Source organism: Corynebacterium sp. HMSC063A05 (assembly GCF_001809695.1).
Lineage (GTDB): Bacteria > Actinomycetota > Actinomycetes > Mycobacteriales > Mycobacteriaceae > Corynebacterium > Corynebacterium amycolatum.
Window position 1 is genome coordinate 79,201 of record NZ_KV798510.1, and the last position, 21,055, is coordinate 100,255.

At 59.8% G+C, this 21,055-nt stretch carries 16 protein-coding genes; 1 reads left to right on the top strand and 15 read right to left on the bottom strand.

What is annotated here, in order from left to right:
• Positions 1-38 precede the first annotated feature (38 nt).
• Positions 39-1,016 (top strand): asparaginase, encoded by a 978-nt coding sequence (locus HMPREF2651_RS09155; RefSeq protein WP_065423000.1) that lies wholly within the window; start codon positions 39-41, stop codon positions 1,014-1,016.
• 1 nt (position 1,017) lies between these two features.
• On the opposite strand, the gene HMPREF2651_RS09160 is transcribed toward HMPREF2651_RS09155, so the two are convergent.
• The 15 genes from HMPREF2651_RS09160 to murF all read right to left on the bottom strand — a co-directional run bounded on the left by HMPREF2651_RS09160 (position 1,018) and on the right by murF (position 21,033).
• On the bottom strand, positions 1,018-1,680 hold the full coding sequence (locus HMPREF2651_RS09160) for a DapH/DapD/GlmU-related protein (RefSeq protein WP_080972915.1): 663 nt from the start codon (positions 1,678-1,680) through the stop codon (positions 1,018-1,020).
• A 79-nt stretch (positions 1,681-1,759) separates the two neighbouring features.
• On the bottom strand, positions 1,760-3,226 hold the full coding sequence (locus HMPREF2651_RS09165) for a DNA polymerase IV (protein WP_049182123.1): 1,467 nt from the start codon (positions 3,224-3,226) through the stop codon (positions 1,760-1,762).
• A 15-nt stretch (positions 3,227-3,241) separates the two neighbouring features.
• On the bottom strand, positions 3,242-6,502 hold the full coding sequence (gene ileS / locus HMPREF2651_RS09170; protein WP_083303371.1) for an isoleucine--tRNA ligase: 3,261 nt from the start codon (positions 6,500-6,502) through the stop codon (positions 3,242-3,244).
• Between the two features lie 420 nt (positions 6,503-6,922).
• Positions 6,923-7,936, bottom strand: coding sequence for a DivIVA domain-containing protein (locus HMPREF2651_RS09175; RefSeq protein ID WP_049182125.1), 1,014 nt, complete (start codon positions 7,934-7,936; stop codon positions 6,923-6,925).
• 398 nt (positions 7,937-8,334) lie between these two features.
• A complete protein-coding gene (locus tag HMPREF2651_RS09180) occupies positions 8,335-8,634 on the bottom strand; it encodes a YggT family protein (protein ID WP_038625790.1) in 300 nt (99 codons plus the stop codon).
• Between the two features lie 63 nt (positions 8,635-8,697).
• Complete coding sequence (sepF, locus tag HMPREF2651_RS09185; protein ID WP_049182126.1) at positions 8,698-9,219, bottom strand: cell division protein SepF; 522 nt, start codon at positions 9,217-9,219, stop codon at positions 8,698-8,700.
• Positions 9,220-9,341: 122 nt separating this feature from the next.
• Entirely contained in the window at positions 9,342-10,064 is a 723-nt protein-coding gene (gene pgeF, locus HMPREF2651_RS09190; protein WP_049182127.1) for a peptidoglycan editing factor PgeF, read from the bottom strand.
• A gap of 6 nt (positions 10,065-10,070) precedes the next feature.
• Entirely contained in the window at positions 10,071-11,390 is a 1,320-nt protein-coding gene (gene ftsZ, locus HMPREF2651_RS09195; protein ID WP_038625796.1) for a cell division protein FtsZ, read from the bottom strand.
• A 268-nt stretch (positions 11,391-11,658) separates the two neighbouring features.
• On the bottom strand, positions 11,659-12,435 hold the full coding sequence (locus HMPREF2651_RS09200) for a cell division protein FtsQ/DivIB (RefSeq protein ID WP_049182129.1): 777 nt from the start codon (positions 12,433-12,435) through the stop codon (positions 11,659-11,661).
• Between the two features lie 4 nt (positions 12,436-12,439).
• Positions 12,440-13,933, bottom strand: a complete 1,494-nt coding sequence (gene murC / locus HMPREF2651_RS09205; protein ID WP_049182131.1) for a UDP-N-acetylmuramate--L-alanine ligase — start codon at positions 13,931-13,933, stop codon at positions 12,440-12,442.
• A gap of 13 nt (positions 13,934-13,946) precedes the next feature.
• A complete protein-coding gene (gene murG / locus HMPREF2651_RS09210; RefSeq protein ID WP_049182132.1) occupies positions 13,947-15,119 on the bottom strand; it encodes an undecaprenyldiphospho-muramoylpentapeptide beta-N-acetylglucosaminyltransferase in 1,173 nt (390 codons plus the stop codon).
• Between the two features lie 4 nt (positions 15,120-15,123).
• Positions 15,124-16,932 carry a putative lipid II flippase FtsW gene (ftsW, locus tag HMPREF2651_RS09215; protein WP_049182133.1) on the bottom strand — a complete coding sequence of 603 codons (1,809 nt, stop codon included), beginning with the start codon at positions 16,930-16,932 and terminating at the stop codon, positions 15,124-15,126.
• Entirely contained in the window at positions 16,925-18,403 is a 1,479-nt protein-coding gene (murD, locus tag HMPREF2651_RS09220) for a UDP-N-acetylmuramoyl-L-alanine--D-glutamate ligase (protein WP_049182135.1), read from the bottom strand. Before murD ends, ftsW begins: the two co-directional genes overlap by 8 nt.
• The gene (gene mraY / locus HMPREF2651_RS09225; RefSeq protein WP_049182136.1) at positions 18,400-19,506 is read right to left on the bottom strand and encodes a phospho-N-acetylmuramoyl-pentapeptide-transferase; all 1,107 of its coding nucleotides are present in this window, start codon (positions 19,504-19,506) and stop codon (positions 18,400-18,402) included. The genes murD and mraY overlap by 4 nt, the downstream gene beginning before the upstream one ends.
• Complete coding sequence (gene murF / locus HMPREF2651_RS09230) at positions 19,507-21,033, bottom strand: UDP-N-acetylmuramoyl-tripeptide--D-alanyl-D-alanine ligase (protein ID WP_049182137.1); 1,527 nt, start codon at positions 21,031-21,033, stop codon at positions 19,507-19,509.
• Positions 21,034-21,055 lie beyond the last annotated feature (22 nt).

Below are 21,055 nucleotides of genomic sequence, written 5' to 3' on the forward strand. Positions count from 1 at the left end.
ACACAAGGCCAAAACACCGCCTGGGTAAGATGGTGGACATGTCGACTCAGGATCATTCCCCGGCTAGCTCGGCCTCGTCTATCCCGGCCTCCCCTCGCCGAATCGTTGTCATCACCACCGGCGGCACCATCGCCTGCACCACGGATCGCAGCGGTGCGCTAACCCCGACCATCTCGGGCGCGGAGCTCGTTGCGGCGGTCGCGCAGCGTTATCCAGAGGGCATGTTAGAGCTGGAGGTTCGTGAGCTCGGGATGCTGGACTCGTCGAATCTCGCGTTCACCGATGTTGACCGTATTCTCGCCGCTATTCACGAAGTGCTTGACGACGACTCCGTGGACGGTGTCGTCGTAACTCATGGCACGGACACGATGGAAGAAACGGCCATGGCTGCCGATATTTTCCATGCTGACTCGCGTCCGGTTGTCTTTACTGGTGCACAGCTTCCCTATGATCATCCCGAAACCGACGGACCGGGGAACCTCTTTGAGGCCGTGACCATTGCTTCCGATGCCTCTGCGCAGGGAATTGGCGTTCTTATTGTCTTTGGCCACGCAGTCTTGCCGGTGCGAGGTGCGACAAAGTGGCACACGACCGATCCTTTAGCTTTTGCCACTAATGCCCCGGAGGAGCCGGTTCGTCCAGATCCGCTGCCTCTGACCGCCTTGGCGGGCTCGAAGGTAGAGATTATCCCTGCCTACTTAGGTGCAGATGGATCACAGCTGAATTCGGCCGTCGCCGCCGGTGCACGCGGCATTGTCGTAGAAGGCCTGGGATCGGGCAATGTCTCCGATGAGTTTGCCGCCGCCATTGACCGGGCCATTGCCGCTGATGTGACCGTCGTGATGGCAACGCGCGTCCCGCGTGGTGATGTCCACGCCGCCTACGGTGGTGCCGGTGGCGGTGCGACGCTGGCTCGGCACGGTGTGATTAGCGCTGGTTGCGTGCATGCACCGCAGGCGCGCATCATTCTCGCTGCCGCGCTGGCTGCGAATGTGCACCCGCAGACGCTGTTCTAATTCACGCCTCGATGATGCGGATGATTTTCGCCGGATTTCCAGCCACGACTACGCCCGCGGGAACGTCCTTAGTCACCACCGCACCCGCGGCGACCACGGAATCGTCGCCGACATAAACACCGCCCAGGATGATGGCTCCACCACCGATCCAAGCATTGCGCCCGATGATGATTTCATCACCGGACTCTAGATAAGCGGCGCGGGCCTCAGCTCCCAGTGGGTGTACTGGTGGAAGCAGCTGCACATTGGGCCCGAGCTGCGCGTAGTCGCAGATTGTCACCTTCACCACGTCAAGTGCGGTGAGCCCAAAGTTGATGAAAACGTTGTCGCCGATGTGGATGTTATCGCCGTAGTCCAGGTAGATCGGCGGGCGGACGGTGCTGTCCTCTCCGAAAGACCCCAGTGCCGGTGCTAGCACTTGCTGTGCTGCCTGCTGGTCTTCCCGGAATGCGACGTCAAATTCCGCGGCCACCTGGCCAATTCGCGCGTTCAGAGCCTGCGATTCCGGATGATCGGCGATATACCACTGACTGTTCAGCATGCGCTGGCGGTTATCCAGACCGTCGTCGGGAAGTGTGGTCGTCGGATTCGGATCTCGATCGGTGTTGCGCAACGAGGCGCGGCGAGCTGCCTCGAGCTCTGCAATGCGGGATTCGGTAGTCATAGTGGCCCAGTTTACGGTCAGCGCATAAACAGGGAGGCGCGAACGGCACCGAGGATAACGGCGACATCAGGCAGCCGCATCAAGCATCCGCATCGGGGCCAACCTCATCTTCACTTTCACGCTCAGGTTGCGGCAAGTCAAGAGCTGCTTCTTCGTCGGAAGCCAGCCACTCTGGCCAGTCCAAACTGCACACCGCAGAGCACGGGCGCAGCTCCGGGTCGTCCTCCTTCAGCGTGATCATGCGCCCGGGGCCACTGGTGCGGCTTTCAAAACGGACAGTCACAATCCCGTGCCCCGACCCCTGTACCCAACCATGTCCATACTCACTGTGGTGCACATCCGAGGTAGGTGCCCACTTGGAGTCGGAAAGCCGAACGGTCGGCAACGCACCGGTTCCAGATAGCTCGACCAGGCCGGCGGGAGCGTCGGAAAGCGTAGGTGCCGGCACTCGATCTTCGACGGTGATAGCACGGTCGAGCTCAGGAAACAGGACTTCTTGTATGTGTGAATCCAGCCCGGAGAAACCGACGCCCACCAGTCGCACTGGGCCGACCTCCGCGGGTGTGAACGCGATTCGGTGAGCGACAGCCATGAGGGTGTCGAAGTCCTGTGTGGCGTAGGCGAGCGTCTCAGATCGGGTATGGATGCTCAAGTCGGACAGACGCACCTTGCAAGTGATGGTGCGGGCACCACGGCCATCTTTTTTGAGCCGTCGAAAAGCGGACTCACCTGCGCGATCGATGGCGGCGTGGAGTTGGGCCTGCGACTCCAGATCCTCGGGATAGGTGTACTCCGCCGATACAGACTTGGCGACATCGCGTTCCTTAACCGGCCGATCGTCTGTCCCCTGCGCCAGCTGCCACAGCATCACACCGGTTTTGGATGTCAGCGAAACCTCGACATCGCGCTGGGACATGGCGGCGAAATCACCGATAGTCTCCACGCCCAGTGTGTGCAGTTTTGCAGCGGTGACAGGGCCAATGCCCCAGAGCTTCTCTACCGGCAATGGGTGTAGTAGCTCGTGATTGCGTGCGGGGTCCAGCACGTACACGCCATCGGGTTTCGCCAGGCCTGACGCAATTTTTGCGAACTGCTTGCCCGCGCCCGCGCCTATCGACGAGGCCAAGCCGGTCTCCCGCCGAATATCTGCCCGCAGTTGCTCCGCCCAGGCAATGACCTGCTCCTTCGAGGCTCCCTGAAGCTCTTCGGGTTCCATGAAAGCCTCGTCGACACTGAGCTGCTCGACCACGGGCACGCGCTCGCGGATTACAGAGAACACGCGGCGCGACACCGGCCCGTAGATGCCCTTGCGCGCGCTGACCGTCACTGCGGTCGGTGGCATGAGACGACGTGCGCGGGCCATCGGCATAGCCGAGTGCGCGCCGTACGCGCGGGCCTCATAGGAGGCACCGGCGACCACACCTCGACCACCCAGTCCGCCGACGAGAACTGGCCGCCCGCGCAGAGTCGGGCGGGTGAGCTGCTCGACGGACGCGAAGAACGCGTCCATGTCGATGTGCAGGACCCACCGCCCGGAAGTCGGCATTGAGATTACTCTCCCCTACTGCTTGGCAATATCCGCCGAGCAGCCGTCCGCCACGTCGTAGCTCAGTGGCTCTCCGCCAGCGACGACTTCGAAAGCGGTGGCAAGAACTTCCCGGGCGATGAGGTCAGCGTGGCGGTTTGCCCACTCTTCACGCTCGGACGGGACCTGCAGCTTCACCGAGATACGGTCGGTGACCTCGAGGCCAGCGTTCTTGCGGGCGTCCTGGAGACCGCGGATACGGTCAGCAGCCCAGCCACGGGACTCCAGGTCCTCGTCGAGCTCGGTGTCAAGCACGACCAGGCCATTGACGCCGTCGACCTCAGCGGTGGAATCCGGCGAGATCGCGACCAGATTGCGGGTGTACTCGCCCTCCTGCAGCGGAATACCATCGGCGACAACGGCGCCGTCGACAACCTCGTAGTTGCCGGACTTCACAGCCTTAATGACCTTCTGAACGTCCTTGCCCAGGCGTGGACCGGCCACGCGAGCGTTGACGGAGACCTCGAAACGTCCCACCGAGTCCACGTCGGAGGTGAACTCCACCTTGTCGACGTTGACCTCGGAGGAAACGATGTCGGCGTAATCACGCAGACGTTCGGCATCCGGGAATGCCAGGGTTAGCTTCTTCAGCGGCAGGCGGTTTCGCAGCTGGTTGGCCTTGCGGATGCGCGATGTTGCCGAGCAGACATTGCGGACAATGTCCATGGACTCAACGAGTTCGTCATCGGTCGGCAGCTTGTCGACGTCCGGCCAATCCTCCAGGTGCACCGAGCGGCCGCCAGTGAGCGAGCGCCAGATGACCTCGGTGGCCATCGGCAGCAGCGGAGCAGCCACGCGGGTGAGAACCTCCAGCACCGTGTATAGGGTGTTGAATGCCTCTGGGTGCTTGACATCGCCGGCCCAGAAGCGGTCGCGGGAGCGGCGCACGTACCAGTTGGTCAGTGCGTCACAGAACTGACGGACCTCATCGGTGGCAGCAGCAATGTCGGTGTTGTCCAGGCACTCAGTGACAGCACGGACAGTTGCTGCAAGCTTGGCCAGGATGTACTTGTCCAGGATGTTGTCGGAGTCCACCGACCACTCGGCCGGCTTGGAGGCGTAGAGCTGCAGGAACGAGTATGCGTTCCACATTGGCAGAAGCGCCTGGCGCACGCCCTCGCGAATACCCTGCTCGGTGACGATCAGATTGCCACCGCGCAGAATCGGGCTGGACATGAGAAACCAGCGCATGGCGTCGGAGCCGTCGCGGTCGAAGACCTCGTTGACATCCGGGTAGTTGCGCTTGGACTTACTCATCTTGTTGCCGTCATCACCCAGCACGATGCCGTGGGCGACGACCTTCTTGAACGCCGGGCGGTCAAACAGTGCAACCGACAGGACGTGAAGCAGGTAGAACCAGCCGCGGGACTGGCCGATGTACTCCACAATGAAGTCGGCCGGTGCGTGGGACTCGAACCACTCCTTGTTCTCGAACGGGTAGTGGAACTGCGCAAACGGCATGGAACCGGAGTCGAACCAGACATCCAGGACGTCCGGGACGCGGCGCATCATGGACTTGCCGGTCGGGTCGTCCGGGTTCGGGCGCACCAGTTCGTCAATCTCCGGGCGGTGCAGTGTGGTCGGGCGAACGCCGAAGTCCGCCTCCAGCTCATCGAGGGAACCGTAGACGTCGACACGCGGGTACTCGTCGTTGTCGGAAACCCACACCGGAATAGGCGAACCCCAGTAGCGGGTACGGGAGATATTCCAGTCACGTGCCCCCTCGAGCCACTTGCCGAACTGACCGTCGCGCACGTGCTCCGGCATCCACTCAATCTCGTTGTGGTTGAGCTCCACCATGCGCTCGCGGATCTTGGTAACGGACACGAACCAGCTTGGCAGTGCCATGTAGATTAGCGGCTCGCCCGAACGCCAGGAGTGCGGGTAGGAGTGCTCGATGGTGCGGTGCTGGACGACGCGGCCAGCGGCCTTCAGGTCACGGATGATGTCCTTGTTAGCGTCGAAGACCAACTTGCCCTGGTACTCCGGCACCTGGGAAGTGAACTTACCGTCCATGTCCACCGGAATGATGACATCGATGCCGTATTCATTACAGGTGTTCATATCGTCTTCACCGAATGCCGGTGCCTGATGGACCACACCAGTACCGTCCTCGGTGGTGACATAGTCGGCCACCATAATCTGGAAGGCGTTCGGGTGATCTGCGAAGTACTCGAAGATCGGCTGGTAGGTCAGACCTTCCAGGTCAGCACCAGCGAACGTAGCCACGACCTCGTGTTCCTTGCCCAATTCCTTGGCATAGGCACCAATCAGCGCCTCTGCCAGCAGGAAGGTCTTACCTGCAAACTCCGGCACGGAGGAATCCCCTCCGACCTTAACTACGGCATAGGTGACCTTCGGGTTCACGGCCAGGCCAAGGTTGGACGGCAGCGTCCACGGCGTGGTGGTCCAAGCGATAGCCGCAGTGTCAGCGAACACCGGGTTGTCCGCCAGAGTCTTCTCCGCTGCAGAGCCGGCCTTGGCGCCGGTGAACGGGAAGGTCACGGTCAGGGTCGGGTCCTGCCGCATCTTGTAGGAGTCATCCAGGCGGGTCTCCTGGTTGGATAGCGGGGTGTGCTCTGCCCAGGAGTACGGCAGCACGCGGAACCCCTGGTAGACCAGGCCCTTGTTATAGAGCTCCTTGAAGGCCCAGATCACGGACTCCATGTAACTCATGTCCATGGTCTTGTATCCGCCGTCAAAGTCAACCCAACGAGCTTGACGAGTGACATATTCCTTCCACTCGCCCGCATACCGTAGCACCGACTCGGCGCAGTACTTGTTGAAGTTAGCCAGACCCATTTCCTCAATCTGGCCCTTGTCCTTAATACCGAGCTGCTTCTCTGCCTCCAGCTCAGCCGGCAGACCATGGCAGTCCCAGCCAAAGACACGGCCAACCTGGTAACCACGCATGGTCTTGTAACGCGGAACGATGTCCTTGACGTAACCGGTCAGCAGGTGACCGTAGTGCGGTAGACCGTTGGCAAACGGCGGGCCATCATAAAAGACGTATTCGTCCGCCCCATCGCGCTGATCAATAGAGGCCTGGAAAGTGCTGTCCTTACCCCAGTACTCCAGAACCTTTTCCTCCAGCTCCGGGAACTTCGGGCTCGACGTGTACTTACCAAAGTCAGCAGTGCGCGGATACGCGCCGCCTGCCGGAGTGGCCTCAGCAGAGGCATTTACATCGTTCGAATTAGACACCGTTTTTACGTCACTTCCGTGGTCGAACATCATTAATACTCACCACGGGGACGCGTGCCTAGCCCCTTCAGCGTTGTTACTGGTGACACTGAAAAGGAGTCTCGCGCGGTACCACCCCGCTTGGCATCACGCTTTACGACGGTTCTTGCGAACAAGAACCATGCGGTTTCACGCGATAGCCCGCTTATTTAATACGGCTTTGTAACGGTGCCAAACCGTTCGGTTCTACTGGGCCCATTTATTGCTGGACTGTTCTTCCGAAACGCTCCCCGGTGATGGCCGGCTCATTGCGTGTATGGGTGTCAGTATAGCAGTGTCTCAGGCAACTACTACAACCCTGACCGAAACAAAGAATGCGCTTGGGTCGCAGGGAAAGATAACAAAAACCACCGCGCTCTGCCTCCCCTTCCTGGGGAGCCGAGCGTGGTGGTTTTCTACGTATTGGCTACGTAATTAGTTGTTGTAGCCGTCGGCCGGGGCAGCCGACTCGCGAGAGTTCAGGTCGTCCAGCTGAGACTCCAGGAAGGTCTTCAGGCGGGTGCGATACTCGCGCTCGAAGATGTGCAGTTCCTCGATGCGACCCTCCAGAGCGGTCTGCTGCTCCTTGACGGTGGTCATAATCTCGTGGTGCTTGCGCTCTGCATCCTCCTGCAGCGCGGTTGCCTTCTGCTGCGCTGCGGTGATGGTGGCGTTGGAACGAGCGTCTGCGTCGCTAATCATTTGCTCGCTGCGCTGGCGAGCGTCGGTGAGGGTCGACTCAGACTCGTTGCGGGCATCAGCCAGCAACTGCTCACTGCGCTCCTTGGCATCAGCCAAAGTTGCGTCTGCCTCGTTGCGAGCGTTGGTGACAGTGCGCTCGGCCTCTTCATTGGCCTCTGCCACGGTGCGGTCAGCGTTCTCACGAGCCTCGGTGACAAGCTTGTTCGCCTCAGCGTCGGCGTCAGTGGTGACGCGATCGGCGGTGTCCTGAGCAGCCTGCAGGATACGAGCAGCACGGAGGCTAACTTCCTGCGACTCAGTGCCGGTGCTTGCTGCAACTGTCTGCGGCTGCGCCGCAGATGCGGAGGAAGCCTGCTGTGCAGAAGCCTCTGCCTCAGAAGCACGCTTCTCAAGAGCATCCAGACGATCCTGGTAGCGAGCCTCAATCTCCTGCTGCTGAGCGTTCAGTCGCTCGTTGTACTCAGCGCGCAGCTCCTGCTCAATTTCCTTGCGCAGCTTGTCTTCATCGACAGCCGGCGTCGCAGCGGCAGCACCGGAAGCGGCGTAGTCTGCGCCGCCACCCTGCTCTAGCTGACCTTCAAGGTCCTCAACGCGCTGGCGCAGCTCAGCGTTTTCATCCTGGAGCTCACCCAGTGCGTCCTCCACGAGGTCGAGGAACTGGTCGACCTCATCCTCGTTGTAACCACGCTTGCCAATCGGAGGCTTGCTGAAAGCCACATTATGCACATCAGCCGGAGTCAACGGCATGGTGAGTTCCCCTAACACTTTGAGCGGACAGTTCTTAAGAAATCTTAAGAGAATTATTTCCAGTAGTACTGTTTACCCGGCCAATCCTACCTGCTCTAGTCACAGTCCTCACCCCATTTATTTTGGGCAGGACTCTATCTCCCACGTTCTAACCAGTGGCAAAGTTCTAGTAAAACGTTAAACCTCGCCCTTACCCTGCACCTTTAGCCACAGAGCTTTACCCCCGACACAACAAAAACCCGTTGGGGATTACATTCCCCTACGGGTTCCTATTATTGCCCCCGATTAACACCCCCGGCAGCAATTCAATGCCCGAGAACATCACATTCGGGACAGTCAAAACAACACAGCTCCACCGAAATCCACATTGTGGACCCCAAGCAAACAGTTAGCGATATTTACGCCACCGCACCGAGAGCTACCTGCAGCACCATTCGCAGAATCATAAGGATGAAGAACAAAACAAGCACAGACATGTCCACCATCACGTTGCCCATCGGCATAGGCGGGATGAGTCGGCGCAACAGCTTCACCGGCGGGTCGGTGATGACAAAAACAATTTCGCCAATCGACGAAAACACCCTGCCCGGTCGCCAGGATCGAGAAAATGACTGAATCATTTCAATCACGATGCGAGCCAACAGCAGATAGGTGAAAAGCTTCAGCAGGATTAGCAGAACTAGCAGTAGTGAAGACACGAATAAACAGTCTAGCTAATTAATCGAAATACGAAATACTAACAAGTCATGCGAGCCGGCTGACTAGCCGGACATCCGGTCGAACTGCCCCTCGTTGACATCGCAGCCGTGCGGGTACAGGGTAAACACGGAGCCGTCAGCCTTGATCCGGCCGCGCAGACCGAAAACCAGTCCAGCAACGAAGTCGACGTAGCGCTTAGCCTCAGATGGGTCGAGCTCACTCAGATCGAAGGTGACGATGTCACCGTCGCGGAAGTGTGAACCGATGTCCGGAGCCTTGGAGTACTTGTCCTGGAAACCACTTTCCGGCTTGATAAAGACCTGCTCTGGTTCCTTGGTCTCAGCAACGGAGTGCAGGTTGCCGTAGCGGTAGTCCTCCTCACGGGAGTTCACACTTGCAGCCTCACCTGGAGCCTCTTCGCGCAGCTCGTAGCGGTGGCGCTCCGCACGACGCGAGTCGGCATAGGAGTCATCAAAACGCTCCTCGTCACGGCGGTCAAACTCGTCGTAGTGCTCGTCGTAAGCCGCGTCATCAGTCGGGGTAAGACCGAAGAAATTTGAAACCCCACGGAAGAAATCAGCCATCTTCTGCTACGTCCTTCTTAGTGTGCGAATTTAAGTCTGTGCTACCCACAACCTACCGGCTGGGTCAGCAATATCGCATAGACACGCGCAAATTTGGCGAGCCAAAATTACAACTTTGAAACTTAGTCCTGCTCAGGCAGGATCACGATGCCCGCCTGACGGCCAGTTTTTCCCTCCCGCCGGTAGGAAAAGTACTGCTCATTGTCAATAGTGCAGCTGGGCTCGACGTTGAGATGCCGCACGCCGAGGTCATAGAGCTGACGCAACAGGCCGGCGCGCACGTCGACACCGGCAGTCCCCTGCTTCGTTCGCGTCTTCGCTCCGGGCAAGTGCTTATCGACGTCATCGGCCATCGACTCAGGCACCTCGTAATTGTGCCCAGAAGCCGCCGCACCGAGAAGCGCATGGATATTCTCGGGCGTGGCACCGAGCTCAATCATCTTTTCGACAGATTTACGAACGATTCCGTTGCGGGCACCGGTCCGCCCCGCGTGTACCGCAGCGGCGACACCCGCATGATCGTCGGAAAGCAAGACGGGAACGCAATCGGCAACGAGCACTACCAGCGCGAGACCCGGCGTGGTCGTGACGATGGCGTCAGTAGCCGGGACAGGCTCAGTTTGTGGTTCGTTGACGACGGTGACCGTGTTGGTGTGAAGCTGCTCCATATAGACGAAGCGGGCGCGGTCGATTCCCAGAGAATCGGCCAAGCGCTGGCGGTTGCGTTCGACTGCGGACGGGTCATCGCCGACATGATCTCCAAGATTGAAAGAATCATATGGTGGCAGCGAAAACCCGCCGCGCCGATTCGTCAGAATTTTTCGGCTGCGGCGGGATTCAGTCATGATTTCTTAGAAGCCCCACTCCGGCAGGTCACTGGAGGCCTGGTAGCCACCACGACGATCATCGCGGTCATCGCGATCCTTGTAACGGTGAGCACCACGGTAGTTGCGGTTTTCCTGCGTACGCGGTGTCGGGTTGTCGGTGAACAGACCACCGCTGTTCGGATTGGTGCGCGGGACAAAGCGGTCGCGGTCCTCACGCTCGCGCGGCTGTGCGACCGGACGCTCTTCCTCCGCACGCGGAGCCGGAGTGCCGAGGTTGTCACCGCCCGGCAGTGCGCTGCCCTGGCGCGGCGCCTGCTCAGCGGCCGGACGCGCCTCGACATCCTGTGCAGCCGGTCGTGCAGCGGCACCTGCGGCTGGCTTGTCCAGCGGGTTGCCGTTACCCTGCTCAAAACCGGTAGCAATCACAGTGACGCGAACTTCGTCACCGAGGTTGTCGTCGATGATGGTACCGAAGATGATGTTGGCATCCGGGTCAGCCTTTTCCTCCACGATGGACGCGGCGGCGTTGACCTCCATCAGACCGAGGTCGGAGCCACCGGCGACGGAAATAAGCACACCCTGTGCACCATCCATGGTGGACTCCAGCAGCGGGGAGTTAATGGCCTGAGTAGCGGCGTTCATCACACGGTCATCGCCACGTGCGGAGCCAACGCCCATCAGAGCCGAGCCAGCCTCCGCCATTACCGAGCGGACGTCGGCGAAGTCGACGTTAATCATGCCCGGAATGGTAATCAGGTCAGTAATACCCTGGACACCGTTGTACAGAATCTCGTCGGCAAAGCGGAACGCGTCCATCATGGACAAATCCTGCTCACCAATCTGCAGCAGACGCTGGTTCGGAATGGTGATAAGGGTGTCACAGACCTCCTTGAGGGTTTCAATGCCCTCAGCGGCCTGGCGCGCACGGCGCTTGCCCTCGAAGTCGAACGGCTTGGTTACTACGCCGACGGTCAGGGCGCCGGACTTCTTGGCGATGCTCGCGACAACCGGAGCTGCACCAGTACCGGTGCCACCGCCCTCACCTGCGGTAACGAAGACCATATCGGCGCCCTTGAGGGTCTCTTCAATCTCATCCTTGTGGTCTTCCGCAGAAGTGCGGCCAACCTCGGGGTTAGCGCCAGCTCCCAGACCACGAGTTGCCTCACGTCCGATGTCGAGCTTGACATCAGCGTCGGAGAACATCAGGGCCTGCGAGTCGGTGTTGACTGCGATAAATTCGACACCCTTCAGCCCCTCCTCGATCATGCGGTTGACAGCATTGACGCCACCGCCGCCGACACCGACGACTTTGATAACGGCGAGGTAGTTATTCGGGGAGGTCATTGCGCGTTTCTCGCCCTTTCCTATAGGTCCTAAATAATTTCATCTAGCCACGTTGCACATGGGCCGCACGACAGCATTGGCACCGCCGGGCAGTACAGCTCTCCATGACACCGCACGGAAGAAGTGCATCATGGCCGAAAAGCTGTTGACCCCATTGTGGTCGAAAACTGCAAATAATTCAGCGACCTTTTAGCGCGTGTCGCTACCTTAAACCTGCACTTGAGGGATAGTGTTTAGCCACAGAAATCACTCCAGACACCACCATTCTCTACTCTCCCTTTGCAGCGGGTAGTCGGGGGTTGGAGACATTCCAAATCTTCTCGCCACGGTTCAGGACAATCTCCGTCGCACGCGCTTTTTCTGCCGCATTATCCGAGGACCCGAAGTACACCTCGTATCCATCGGTCAGAAATAGCTTGATTTCTGCCTCGGAAGGCGCGCTAATCCGCTCCACACGGTGTGCGACGGGCTCCGGCAACGCCTTGACGACGTTCAAAACCGCCTTGATAACGCGCGGTTCGGGGTCAACTTTGCCGTCAGTTGGCTCATCCACGCGAGGTGCATCAACAACTTCGATGACACCCGGAGGCGGGGCTGCCGTGACGAACTCCTGCCCATTTGCGGAAAACAGATGCTCTCCGTCAGTGGCACGGACAAACACCACTGGGGTGAATTCCCGTACCGAAATAGTCACGCCCTGCGGCCATGAACGACTGACGGTCACGCTATCGACCCACGGCTGCCCCGCCACGGAGCGCGCTGAGGCATCCGTGTCCAAGCGAATGAGCTTTTGATTCTCGGAGATACCACTGGCGTCGACAATCGCGTCTTTATCACCGTGGACGACGCCTTCAACATCAATGTTTTTCACAACCAGCCACGGCGAAAACCACACCACCGCTGCAACGATGGCGATAATCGCGACCAGGCCACCGCCGATGAGCCAGCCGCGTCGCGGGGCGCGCGCTGAACGCTGTCGCCGCGACACGGCTGTGCCCTGGTCTGCACCGTCGGTCTGCTGAGATTGCTTTCGGCTGGTTTTCACAGTGCTACGACTCCACCTGTTCGTCGTTGTCTCCGCTGAGCTCGCGCACGATTTCGTCGGCAAGCATCGTCACAGAGCCAGCACCGATGGTCAAGATGACATCGTGCGGTTCGGCGATTTCGCGGACGCGAGCCGGGACGCTGGTGAAATGCGGCTCATACGTCACAGGGATGGTCATTTTGTTGGCGATGAGCGCACCGTCGACGCCCGGCAGTGGCTCCTCGCGGGCACCGAAGACATCGAGCAAAACAGCCTTGTCCGCCAGCGACAGGGCTGCAGCGAACTCGTCGGCAAAGTTGCGAGTACGCGAGTACAAGTGCGGCTGGAAAACAGCGATGACATTGCCACGACCGGCCTCGGTGACCAATTCCCGAGCTGCGCCGAGAACTGCGGAGACCTCGGTCGGGTGATGCGCGTAGTCGTCGTAGATACGAGCGCCAACAAATGGCCCCTCGCCGATACTGCCGTGATAGTCGAAGCGACGACGGACACCGGTGAATTCACCAAGACCGCGCGCCATACGCCCCAGATCTGCCCCGACGCAGTCGCCACCAACCATTGCGGCCAGCGCGTTGAGCGCCATGTGACGGCCGGGCTGATGCAGTTCAAACCTCACCGATGTCGAGCCAACGGTGGCCTCCACACGGGCGCCACCACCGACGGGAGTCCAGCCGTGCAAAACGGCACCAACCGGCAGCGTCGGGTGTTTAGCCAAGGCTTCTTCCCCACCATAAGCCAGCACGTTAATGCCGCGTTCCACCGCGCGCTCGCCCAATGCGGCCGCATGCGGATCCTCAGCACAGACGACCAGATGACCGCTGTCTTTAATGCGCTCTGCAAAAGCGTCAAAGACGGCGTAGTAGGTCTCGTCGTCCCCGAAAAAGTCAAGGTGATCGGGCTCGATGTTGGTAATTACGGCCACTTCCGGCTGGTAAGTCAACAACGAGGCATCCGACTCATCGGCCTCAGCAACAAAGACGTCACCACTGCCCTGGTGAGCATTGACGCCGGCCTTGCTCATTAGACCGCCAACAGCAAAAGACGGATCCAAACCAGCTGCCTGCAAAGCGGCGACGGTCATCGACGTAGTAGAGGTTTTGCCGTGAGTACCGGCAATCAGAAGGGCCCTGGAGTCCTGCATCAACAGCGCTAGCACATCGGAACGCTTGAGCACCGGAATGTCCAGCCCATGTGCACCGGCCAGCTCCGGATTCGTCTTCGGAATAGCTGCGAAGGAAATGACCACTGCCTCCGGGAACTCTCCCTCACCGGCCAGCTCGAGATTCGCACGGTCATGGCCAATGGCGATGGTGGCTCCCATCGCACGCAGTCCCACCACCGCGCGGGACTCCTTGACATCGGAACCGGTAACACGAATGCCACGCGCCAACAGGATGCGAGCGATACCGGACATGCCGGCACCGCCAATGCCAATCATGTGGACACTTGCGGGCAGCTCTCCCGTTACCGGCTGAAAGCCATCGAAATTAACGTTCATGTTTATGCTCGCTTTACTTCTTAGAGTTCACAGCCGCAGACAGCACCCGACGGGCGATGTTCTCCGCAGCGTTACCATGTCCGATATTGGCCAGGGCGCGGCGCCCGTCGGCAAGCTTTTCAGGGGACGTGACCAGCGGAATTACGATATCCGAAACTGATGCCGCAGTCAGCGACTCGTCGGCGATGAGAATGCCGCCGCCAGCATCGATGACATCGGTGGCGTTGAGTGCCTGTTCCCCATTTCCGTGTGGCAGCGGTACATACACCGCAGGCAGGCCGACAGCTGAGACTTCAGCTACCGTCATCGCACCGGAACGGCACAAAATCAGGTCAGCGGCGGAGTACGCCAGATCCATCCGGTCGATGTACGGGACAGCGACATAGGGGGCGTCCTCGCGGATGGACTCGACCTCGACGTGATTCTTCTTTCCGTAGGCATGCAGTACGGATACACCGGCCTGGGCGAGCTCTGCGGCTGCACCGCTGACAGCTTCGTTGATGGAACGCGCCCCCTGCGAACCACCGGTGACAAAGAGCACCGGTCCCTCCTGCGGTAAACCGAAGAACTCGCGGGCTTCGGCACGCTTGGCGTCGCGGTCCAGCGCCGCGAGGCTGGCACGCACGGGATTGCCGACGACCTCGGCCTTCAGACCTGAACCGGTCACAGCGGCCAGGCCGACGCCGCCGAGTGCGACACCGAGCTTATTGGCCAGACCCGCACGGGCGTTGGCCTCGTGAACCAGGAACGGAATCTTCTTCCCCGCACGACACGCCATGTAGGCAGGTGCCGATACGTAGCCGCCAAAACCGATGACCGCATCAGCGTCAATACGCTTGAAAACCTTGCGGGTCTCACGCACCGCGCGAGCGACGTTGAGAGGCAGCTTGAACAAATCCGCAGTCGGCTTGCGCGGCACCGGCACTGGCGGAATCAGTTCCAGGTCATAGCCTCGCGCCGGTACGAGGGTCGACTCCAACCCCCGATTCGTACCGAGTGCAATGACGCGGGCCTCCGGCTGCAGGTTCAAAATCGCATCCGCCACTGCCAGTGCGGGTTCGATATGGCCAGCCGTACCACCGCCGGCCACCACAATGGTCGGAGCAGAGCCATCTTCCTTGAGAAACTGCTCAGACTCCGAAGCGCCTTTCGCCCCAGCGGCTGCGCCCAGATTCTTGTCTGCCATGGTGTTATCGATTCCTCCTCCGCGGTGCTGAACCGCCATTCCTATTGTTTCGGCCCGGGCGCTGGCGCGAACGCGACTGTCCGCCACGGCCTTCGCCCCGAATCCTACTGCCCCGACCTGAGCTTGACGACGACCAGGAGCCCTGTGACCGTCCAGCCCGCGGCGACCTCGCTGTAAATCCCCAAGCCCGTCCGTTGTCACTACGAGAGGAATAATCCACTTCGCGGCCACGAACGCTGCCCGAGTTTCCGGAGCTGCCGGAGGTTCGGGAGCCACGCTGCGGAGCTGCACCTCGACCACTGCGGCTGCCTCCACTACGGCCGGCCCGATTGAATCGGTCAGCTCGACCGCTGTAGGTTTCCCGCACCTGCGCCCCCTCGCCGCGTGGAGTACGCGCACCACTGGTCACCACGGGAGGGCCGAAGCGTTGCGGATCGCGATGGGCACGCACCTTCGGCGCGTGGCGACGCGATTCGTCATACGGAATCGGCTCCGGAATACCCAGGAACCTATCCAGCGCCGGACGGCCCGAAGTCTGCATTGCAGAGACTGCTTCCGATTCGTGGCGGGCACATGTGGCCAGCAGCCCCATCGAGAACAACGTCACCATCGCCGATGTACCACCGGCGGAAATCAGCGGCAGCTGCAGACCAGTCACTGGCAACGCACCAACGACGTAGCCAATGTTGATGAAAGCCTGCACCACGGTTGCAGCAGTAATCGTGCCCGCGAGCAAACGGAGAAACGGATCGTTCTGGCGACCGGCGATACGAAGTCCCACCCAGCCGAGCGCTGCATAGAGCAAAATAACCATCAGCGCGCCGAGGAAACCAGTCTCCTCACCGATAATGGCAAAAATGAAGTCATTCTTCGCCTCCGGTAGGTATCCCCACTTCGCGCTCGACTGACCGAGGCCGACACCGGTGAGAGATCCGTCGGCAAGCGAAAGAAAGCCCTGGTAGGACTGGTAGGCATCGCCCTGCACGTCGTTGAAGTTACCGAGCAGCGAGTCCAAGTAGACCCTGATTCGCGCCGAACGGAAACCCGCGGTGACGGTGAAAATCACCATGGCAAAAGCCGCTGCAGCAAGAAGCCCGGTGATAAAGACTCGCGGCAAGCCAGCAAACCACGCCAACGCCACCACGACGAACGCCATGGAAGCAACCATGCCGAGGTCACGCTGTAGCATCACCAGTGCCAATATCACGAAGCTGACCGCGCCAAACAGCCCAAACAAATCGGTGTAGGACACAGCAGTGCGGACCTTCTCAGCCAGTAGCTTCGAGCCCCACAATGCCAGCGCAATTTTCGCGATTTCTGATGGCTGCATGGTGATACCACCAATACTCAGCCACGAACGCGCACCGGTTTCCTCCAGGCCAATGCCGATGCCAGGAATAATCACCAAAACCAGAAGCACAAAGGACAGAATCAGCGCTGCCGTCGATAGCGAGCGAATCAGCTCCACCCGCATTCGCAGCACGATCCACATGGAGATGAGACCCGCCACCACCATGACCAGCTGGCGGATAAACACCGACCACACGCTGCCCGAGTCGTTACCCGCGCTGGCCATGGATGCCGACAGCACCATCACCAGGCCGATAGACGTCAGCAGTGCGACGATAATCATCAGCAGGTGGTAGTCGAACAGCGGGCGCGACTTCCAGTCGTTAAAACGCTCCACCCACGCCGGCCGCTCTCGAGCACTAGTGCTTGACGACGAGGGCTGTTGTGACTTGGTAGCCTTCGTCCCCTTTTGTGCTGTCGCGGCGCTAGCGCTTAAATTACGAGCCTTGCGGGAGTTATCCATCAGTTGATGTCACCTTCTGCGCCCATTGCGCGAACAAGTCGCCGCGTTCAGCCATACCGGAGTACATGTCCAAGCTGGCGGCAGCTGGTGCCAATAGCACCACGTCCCCCGGATTGGCATATTCACTAGCTGCCATACAGACCTTCGCCATGGCATCGACCTTGTCGGTGTCATCGATGACAACGACCGGCACAGCAGGTGCGATGCGGGAGAGCGCATCGCTGACTAGTTGCCTATCGACGCCCAGAACCACGGCGGCCTGCAGGCGATGAGCATGCTTTGCCACTAGCGGCGAGATTTCCGCGCCCTTGAGCTGGCCACCGACAATCCAAACAACACGTTCATGGCCGGACAGTGCCGCGTCGGCAGCGTGGGGATTGGTGGCCTTGGAGTCATCAATCCACACGACATCATTTGTCTTATGGACGATCTGACCGCGGTGTGCGCGGACTTCGAAAGTCTCCAGCGCCGCTGCAATTTGCTCCGGTGATGTACCGATACTGCGCGCCATCGCGGTGGCGGCCACCGCATCGAGAACACCTGCCCGGCCGGGAGGAGAAATTCCCGCTACCGGTGCGATGACAATGCCCGGCTCAGAGTCGTCATCTGCGGCATCGCCACCGCCAAAAGCGCGGTCGACAATCATGCCATCGCGAACTCCGACCTGGTGTGCCTCCGGGGGACCATCGGTGAAGCCCACGACGGAGTTGCCGAGCTCATCGTTTTTCAGCATCTTTTCCACGTGCTCGACGACATCGGCGTCATCCGCGCCGTAGATTGCGACAGCACCACGCAGCGCACGGGTCTTGTCCAGACCGTAGTTTTCGTAAGAACCGTGCCAGTCGATGTGGTCTTCCGCCAGGTTCAGCAGTACCCCCGCATCTGGGCGAATATTCGGCGCCCAGTGCAGTTGGAAGCTGGACAGCTCTGCGGCCAACACCTCGATACGAGGCTCAGCGGTCAGTGCATCGTACAGAGCCACGCCAATGTTGCCCACAGCAGCGCCCTGCTCCCCGAGCATGGCGGCCAGCATGGAGGTAGTTGTGGTCTTGCCATTAGTGCCGGTGACTACCAACCAGGTACGTTTCGGCCCCCACAGTTGGGCACAGTCACCAGCGAAAGCCAGCGCCACATCGCCGAATACCGGGACACCGGCCTTAGCGGCTGCGTCGAACAGCGGACTGGTCGGACGCCACCCCGGGGAGGTCACAATCGCAACCGCGTCGGCAAGCTCGTCGCGAGCGTCTGCGGTCGTGACATGCCGAACCGAAAAGTCAGCGGCAACCAGTGCGCCGAGAGCGGAGTCGTCCACGACGACAACTTCCGGACAGCCGATGTCCTTGAGCATCGCAATGGCACCGCGACCGGAAACCCCGGCTCCTGCCACCAGAACTCGACCAGAGCGCACCGTAGCGACTAAGTCGAGGTTTCGGATATCGGTGAGGTTGGTCGGGTCTGGTGAGTTAATCATTGAAATACGCCTACCTGAGAGAGCCAGTCACTGTAGAAGATGGCTGCACCAATCATGTTGAAAATGCCTGCGAGTAGCCAGAAGCGAACGACAACAGTTGTCTCCGCCCAACCTCCGTTTTCGAAGTGGTGATGGAGAGGAGCCATGCGGAATACGCGCTTGCCAGTCGTCTGGAAAACCGCAATCTGGATTGCCACGGAAGCAACTTCCATCACGAAGATGAAGCCAATGATAACCATCAGCAGCTCAGTCTTGGTGACAAATGACAGACCCGCTACCAAACCGCCAAGAGCCAACGAACCGGTATCTCCCATGAAGATCTTTGCCGGCGCTGCATTCCACCACAGGAAGCCCAAGCAGGCGCCCAGACCCGCGACGGAAATAACGGCGATATCCAGTGGATCGCGGACGTCATAGCAGCCGCTACCCAGCGAAGCCTCGCAGGAGTTACGGAACTGCCAGAAGGAAATCAGCGTGTAGGTGGCCAACAACAGCGCGGTGGCACCAGCGGCCAGGCCGTCAAGGCCATCAGTGAGATTGACGGCATTTGTCCATGCAGCAATGACGATGAAGACAAAAACCAGGAAGACAATCATGCCGAACCACACCGGCCCCGGTGCCAGATTCAGGAACGGAATATCTCGAATCAGCGACAAGTTCGTCGTACCCGGAGTCAAACCAGACGCATCCGGGAACTGCAGCAACAACACGCCGAAAATCAACGCTGCCGCCAGCTGCCCCACTAGCTTCGCTGTCTTGTTCAACCCCAGGTTGCGGCCTTTGTAGAGTTTGATGAAGTCATCGGCAAAACCCAATGCGCCCATCGCCAGAATCAGGAACATGACCAACAGACCGGAGGCGGACGGCCCCACGCCAGTCTGGATATACGTAACGAGGTGAGAGAGGAAATAGCCAGCGACGATTGCGGCGATGATGGCGATGCCGCCCATGGTCGGAGTTCCCCGCTTGCGCAGGTGGCTCTTTGGCCCTTCTTCACGAATCTCCTGGCCAAGACCTTCAGCAGAGAATTTGCGAATAAGCACTGGTGTTAAAAAGACACTCACCAGGAATGCAATCGCACCACTGAGAATAAGTTGAATCACTTACTTTTCCTCTCCGCTTTCACCTTCGGGCGCAGTTCCAACCTTGGCAGCCAGCGAGTCCGCGACCCGCCACATACCGTCCGCGTAGGAGGCCTTGACTAACACAACATCGTTCGGACGCACCTCAGCCGCCACCAATTCCGCGGCGGCGGATGTATCCGGCACCCTAGAAGTATTTAACCCCAACTCTTCCGCTTTGTCGGCCAAGGCATGCACATTAGAACTCTCTCCGACTGCAATTAGTCGATTGATGCCGCGGCCCACAAGGTACTCGCCCAGTGACGAGTGCTCATTCTCAGCGGAATCGCCAAGCTCCCCCATCTGTCCCAGCACCGCCCACGATGAGGCGTCCTGGTGCGTTGGGCCAGCTGCTGTACAAGCCAGAGCATCAATCCCCGCACGCATCGAATCAGGGTTGGCATTGTAGGAGTCGTTAATAACGACGATATTGCCAGTGAGCTGCTGGACATCCATGCGCCGCTCCGACGCTGCCACATGCGCGGCCATCGCCTTTGCGACTTGCTCAGCATCAATACCGGACTCCACTGCCACCGCAATCGCCGCCAGGGCATTGGCCACTTGGTGCGCACCATAGACCTGCAGTTGGATCGGGAATGTACGCCCATCCGGTATATGCAGGTCAAAGGACGCACGAGCAAAATCGTCGAGCTGCACATTCGTGGCGCGGTAATCCGCAGTTGCGTGGCGTTCGGAGTTCTCATCGGCAGAGAAGAACACCACCTTCGCCTGGGTACGTGGAGCCATGCCAGTGACATAGTCATCGTCGGCATTGAGTACGGCCACACCGCCCTGCTCCGCAGCCGGCAGCGCTTCCACGAGCTCGCCCTTAGCCTGCGCGATTGCCTCGCGCGAGCCAAACTCACCAAGGTGCGCCGTACCAACATTGAGCACCGCACCGATCGTCGGTGGTGCGATGCGCGCAAGGTGGGCCACATGCCCAATTCCGCGCGCACTCATCTCCGCAACTAGGTACTTCGTCTCCGGAGTGCACTGCAGCACCGTGTACGGATGCCCAATTTCGTTGTTAAACGACCCCTTCGGAGCCACCGTCGGACCGTCGGTACGAAGCAGCGTCGCCATCATGTCCTTCGTCGACGTCTTTCCCGCCGAACCCGTCACACCGACGACATGCAGCTGATCCTTCTTCAGCTCGTCGACGACGTAACGCGCCAACTTACCAAGCGCTTCCAGCACCGCCGCCCCGGACCCATCCGGATCGTGTGCAAATGCGTCAGCATTGGAGTCCTGCTTACCAAGGGGCTTGACGACGACCGCAGGTTGCCCAACATCTCGTGCCGCCAGTGCCATCGTCGCTCCAGCTGCCATAGCCTGATCGATGAAGTCGTGACCGTCGACCCGCGCGCCCGGCAGGGCTAGGAAGAGCGAGCCTTCGCGGATCTTTCGGGAGTCGAATTCTGCGGGTTGAGTCACTGTGGCATCATCATCGACGTGGACGAGTTCACCTCCCACGATGTGAGCGATTTCCGCGGCGGTCAGGGCAATCATGATGTCTATAGTCCTTGTTGGT

Bases quoted from the DNA above. Each gene is read 5' to 3' on its own strand.
- HMPREF2651_RS09165 (WP_049182123.1), bottom strand. From the start codon at position 3,226: ATGCCGACTTCCGGGCGGTGGGTCCTGCACATCGACATGGACGCGTTC.
- pgeF (WP_049182127.1), bottom strand. From the start codon at position 10,064: ATGACTGAATCCCGCCGCAGCCGAAAAATTCTGACGAATCGGCGCGGC.
- HMPREF2651_RS09160 (WP_080972915.1), bottom strand. From the start codon at position 1,680: ATGACTACCGAATCCCGCATTGCAGAGCTCGAGGCAGCTCGCCGCGCC.
- HMPREF2651_RS09155 (WP_065423000.1), top strand. From the start codon at position 39: ATGTCGACTCAGGATCATTCCCCGGCTAGCTCGGCCTCGTCTATCCCG.
- HMPREF2651_RS09175 (WP_049182125.1), bottom strand. From the start codon at position 7,936: ATGCCGTTGACTCCGGCTGATGTGCATAATGTGGCTTTCAGCAAGCCT.
- ileS (WP_083303371.1), bottom strand. From the start codon at position 6,502: ATGATGTTCGACCACGGAAGTGACGTAAAAACGGTGTCTAATTCGAAC.
- murC (WP_049182131.1), bottom strand. From the start codon at position 13,933: ATGAACGTTAATTTCGATGGCTTTCAGCCGGTAACGGGAGAGCTGCCC.
- sepF (WP_049182126.1), bottom strand. From the start codon at position 9,219: ATGGCTGATTTCTTCCGTGGGGTTTCAAATTTCTTCGGTCTTACCCCG.
- murG (WP_049182132.1), bottom strand. From the start codon at position 15,119: ATGGCAGACAAGAATCTGGGCGCAGCCGCTGGGGCGAAAGGCGCTTCG.
- murF (WP_049182137.1), bottom strand. From the start codon at position 21,033: ATGATTGCCCTGACCGCCGCGGAAATCGCTCACATCGTGGGAGGTGAA.
- ftsW (WP_049182133.1), bottom strand. From the start codon at position 16,932: ATGGATAACTCCCGCAAGGCTCGTAATTTAAGCGCTAGCGCCGCGACA.
- ftsZ (WP_038625796.1), bottom strand. From the start codon at position 11,390: ATGACCTCCCCGAATAACTACCTCGCCGTTATCAAAGTCGTCGGTGTC.
- murD (WP_049182135.1), bottom strand. From the start codon at position 18,403: ATGATTAACTCACCAGACCCGACCAACCTCACCGATATCCGAAACCTC.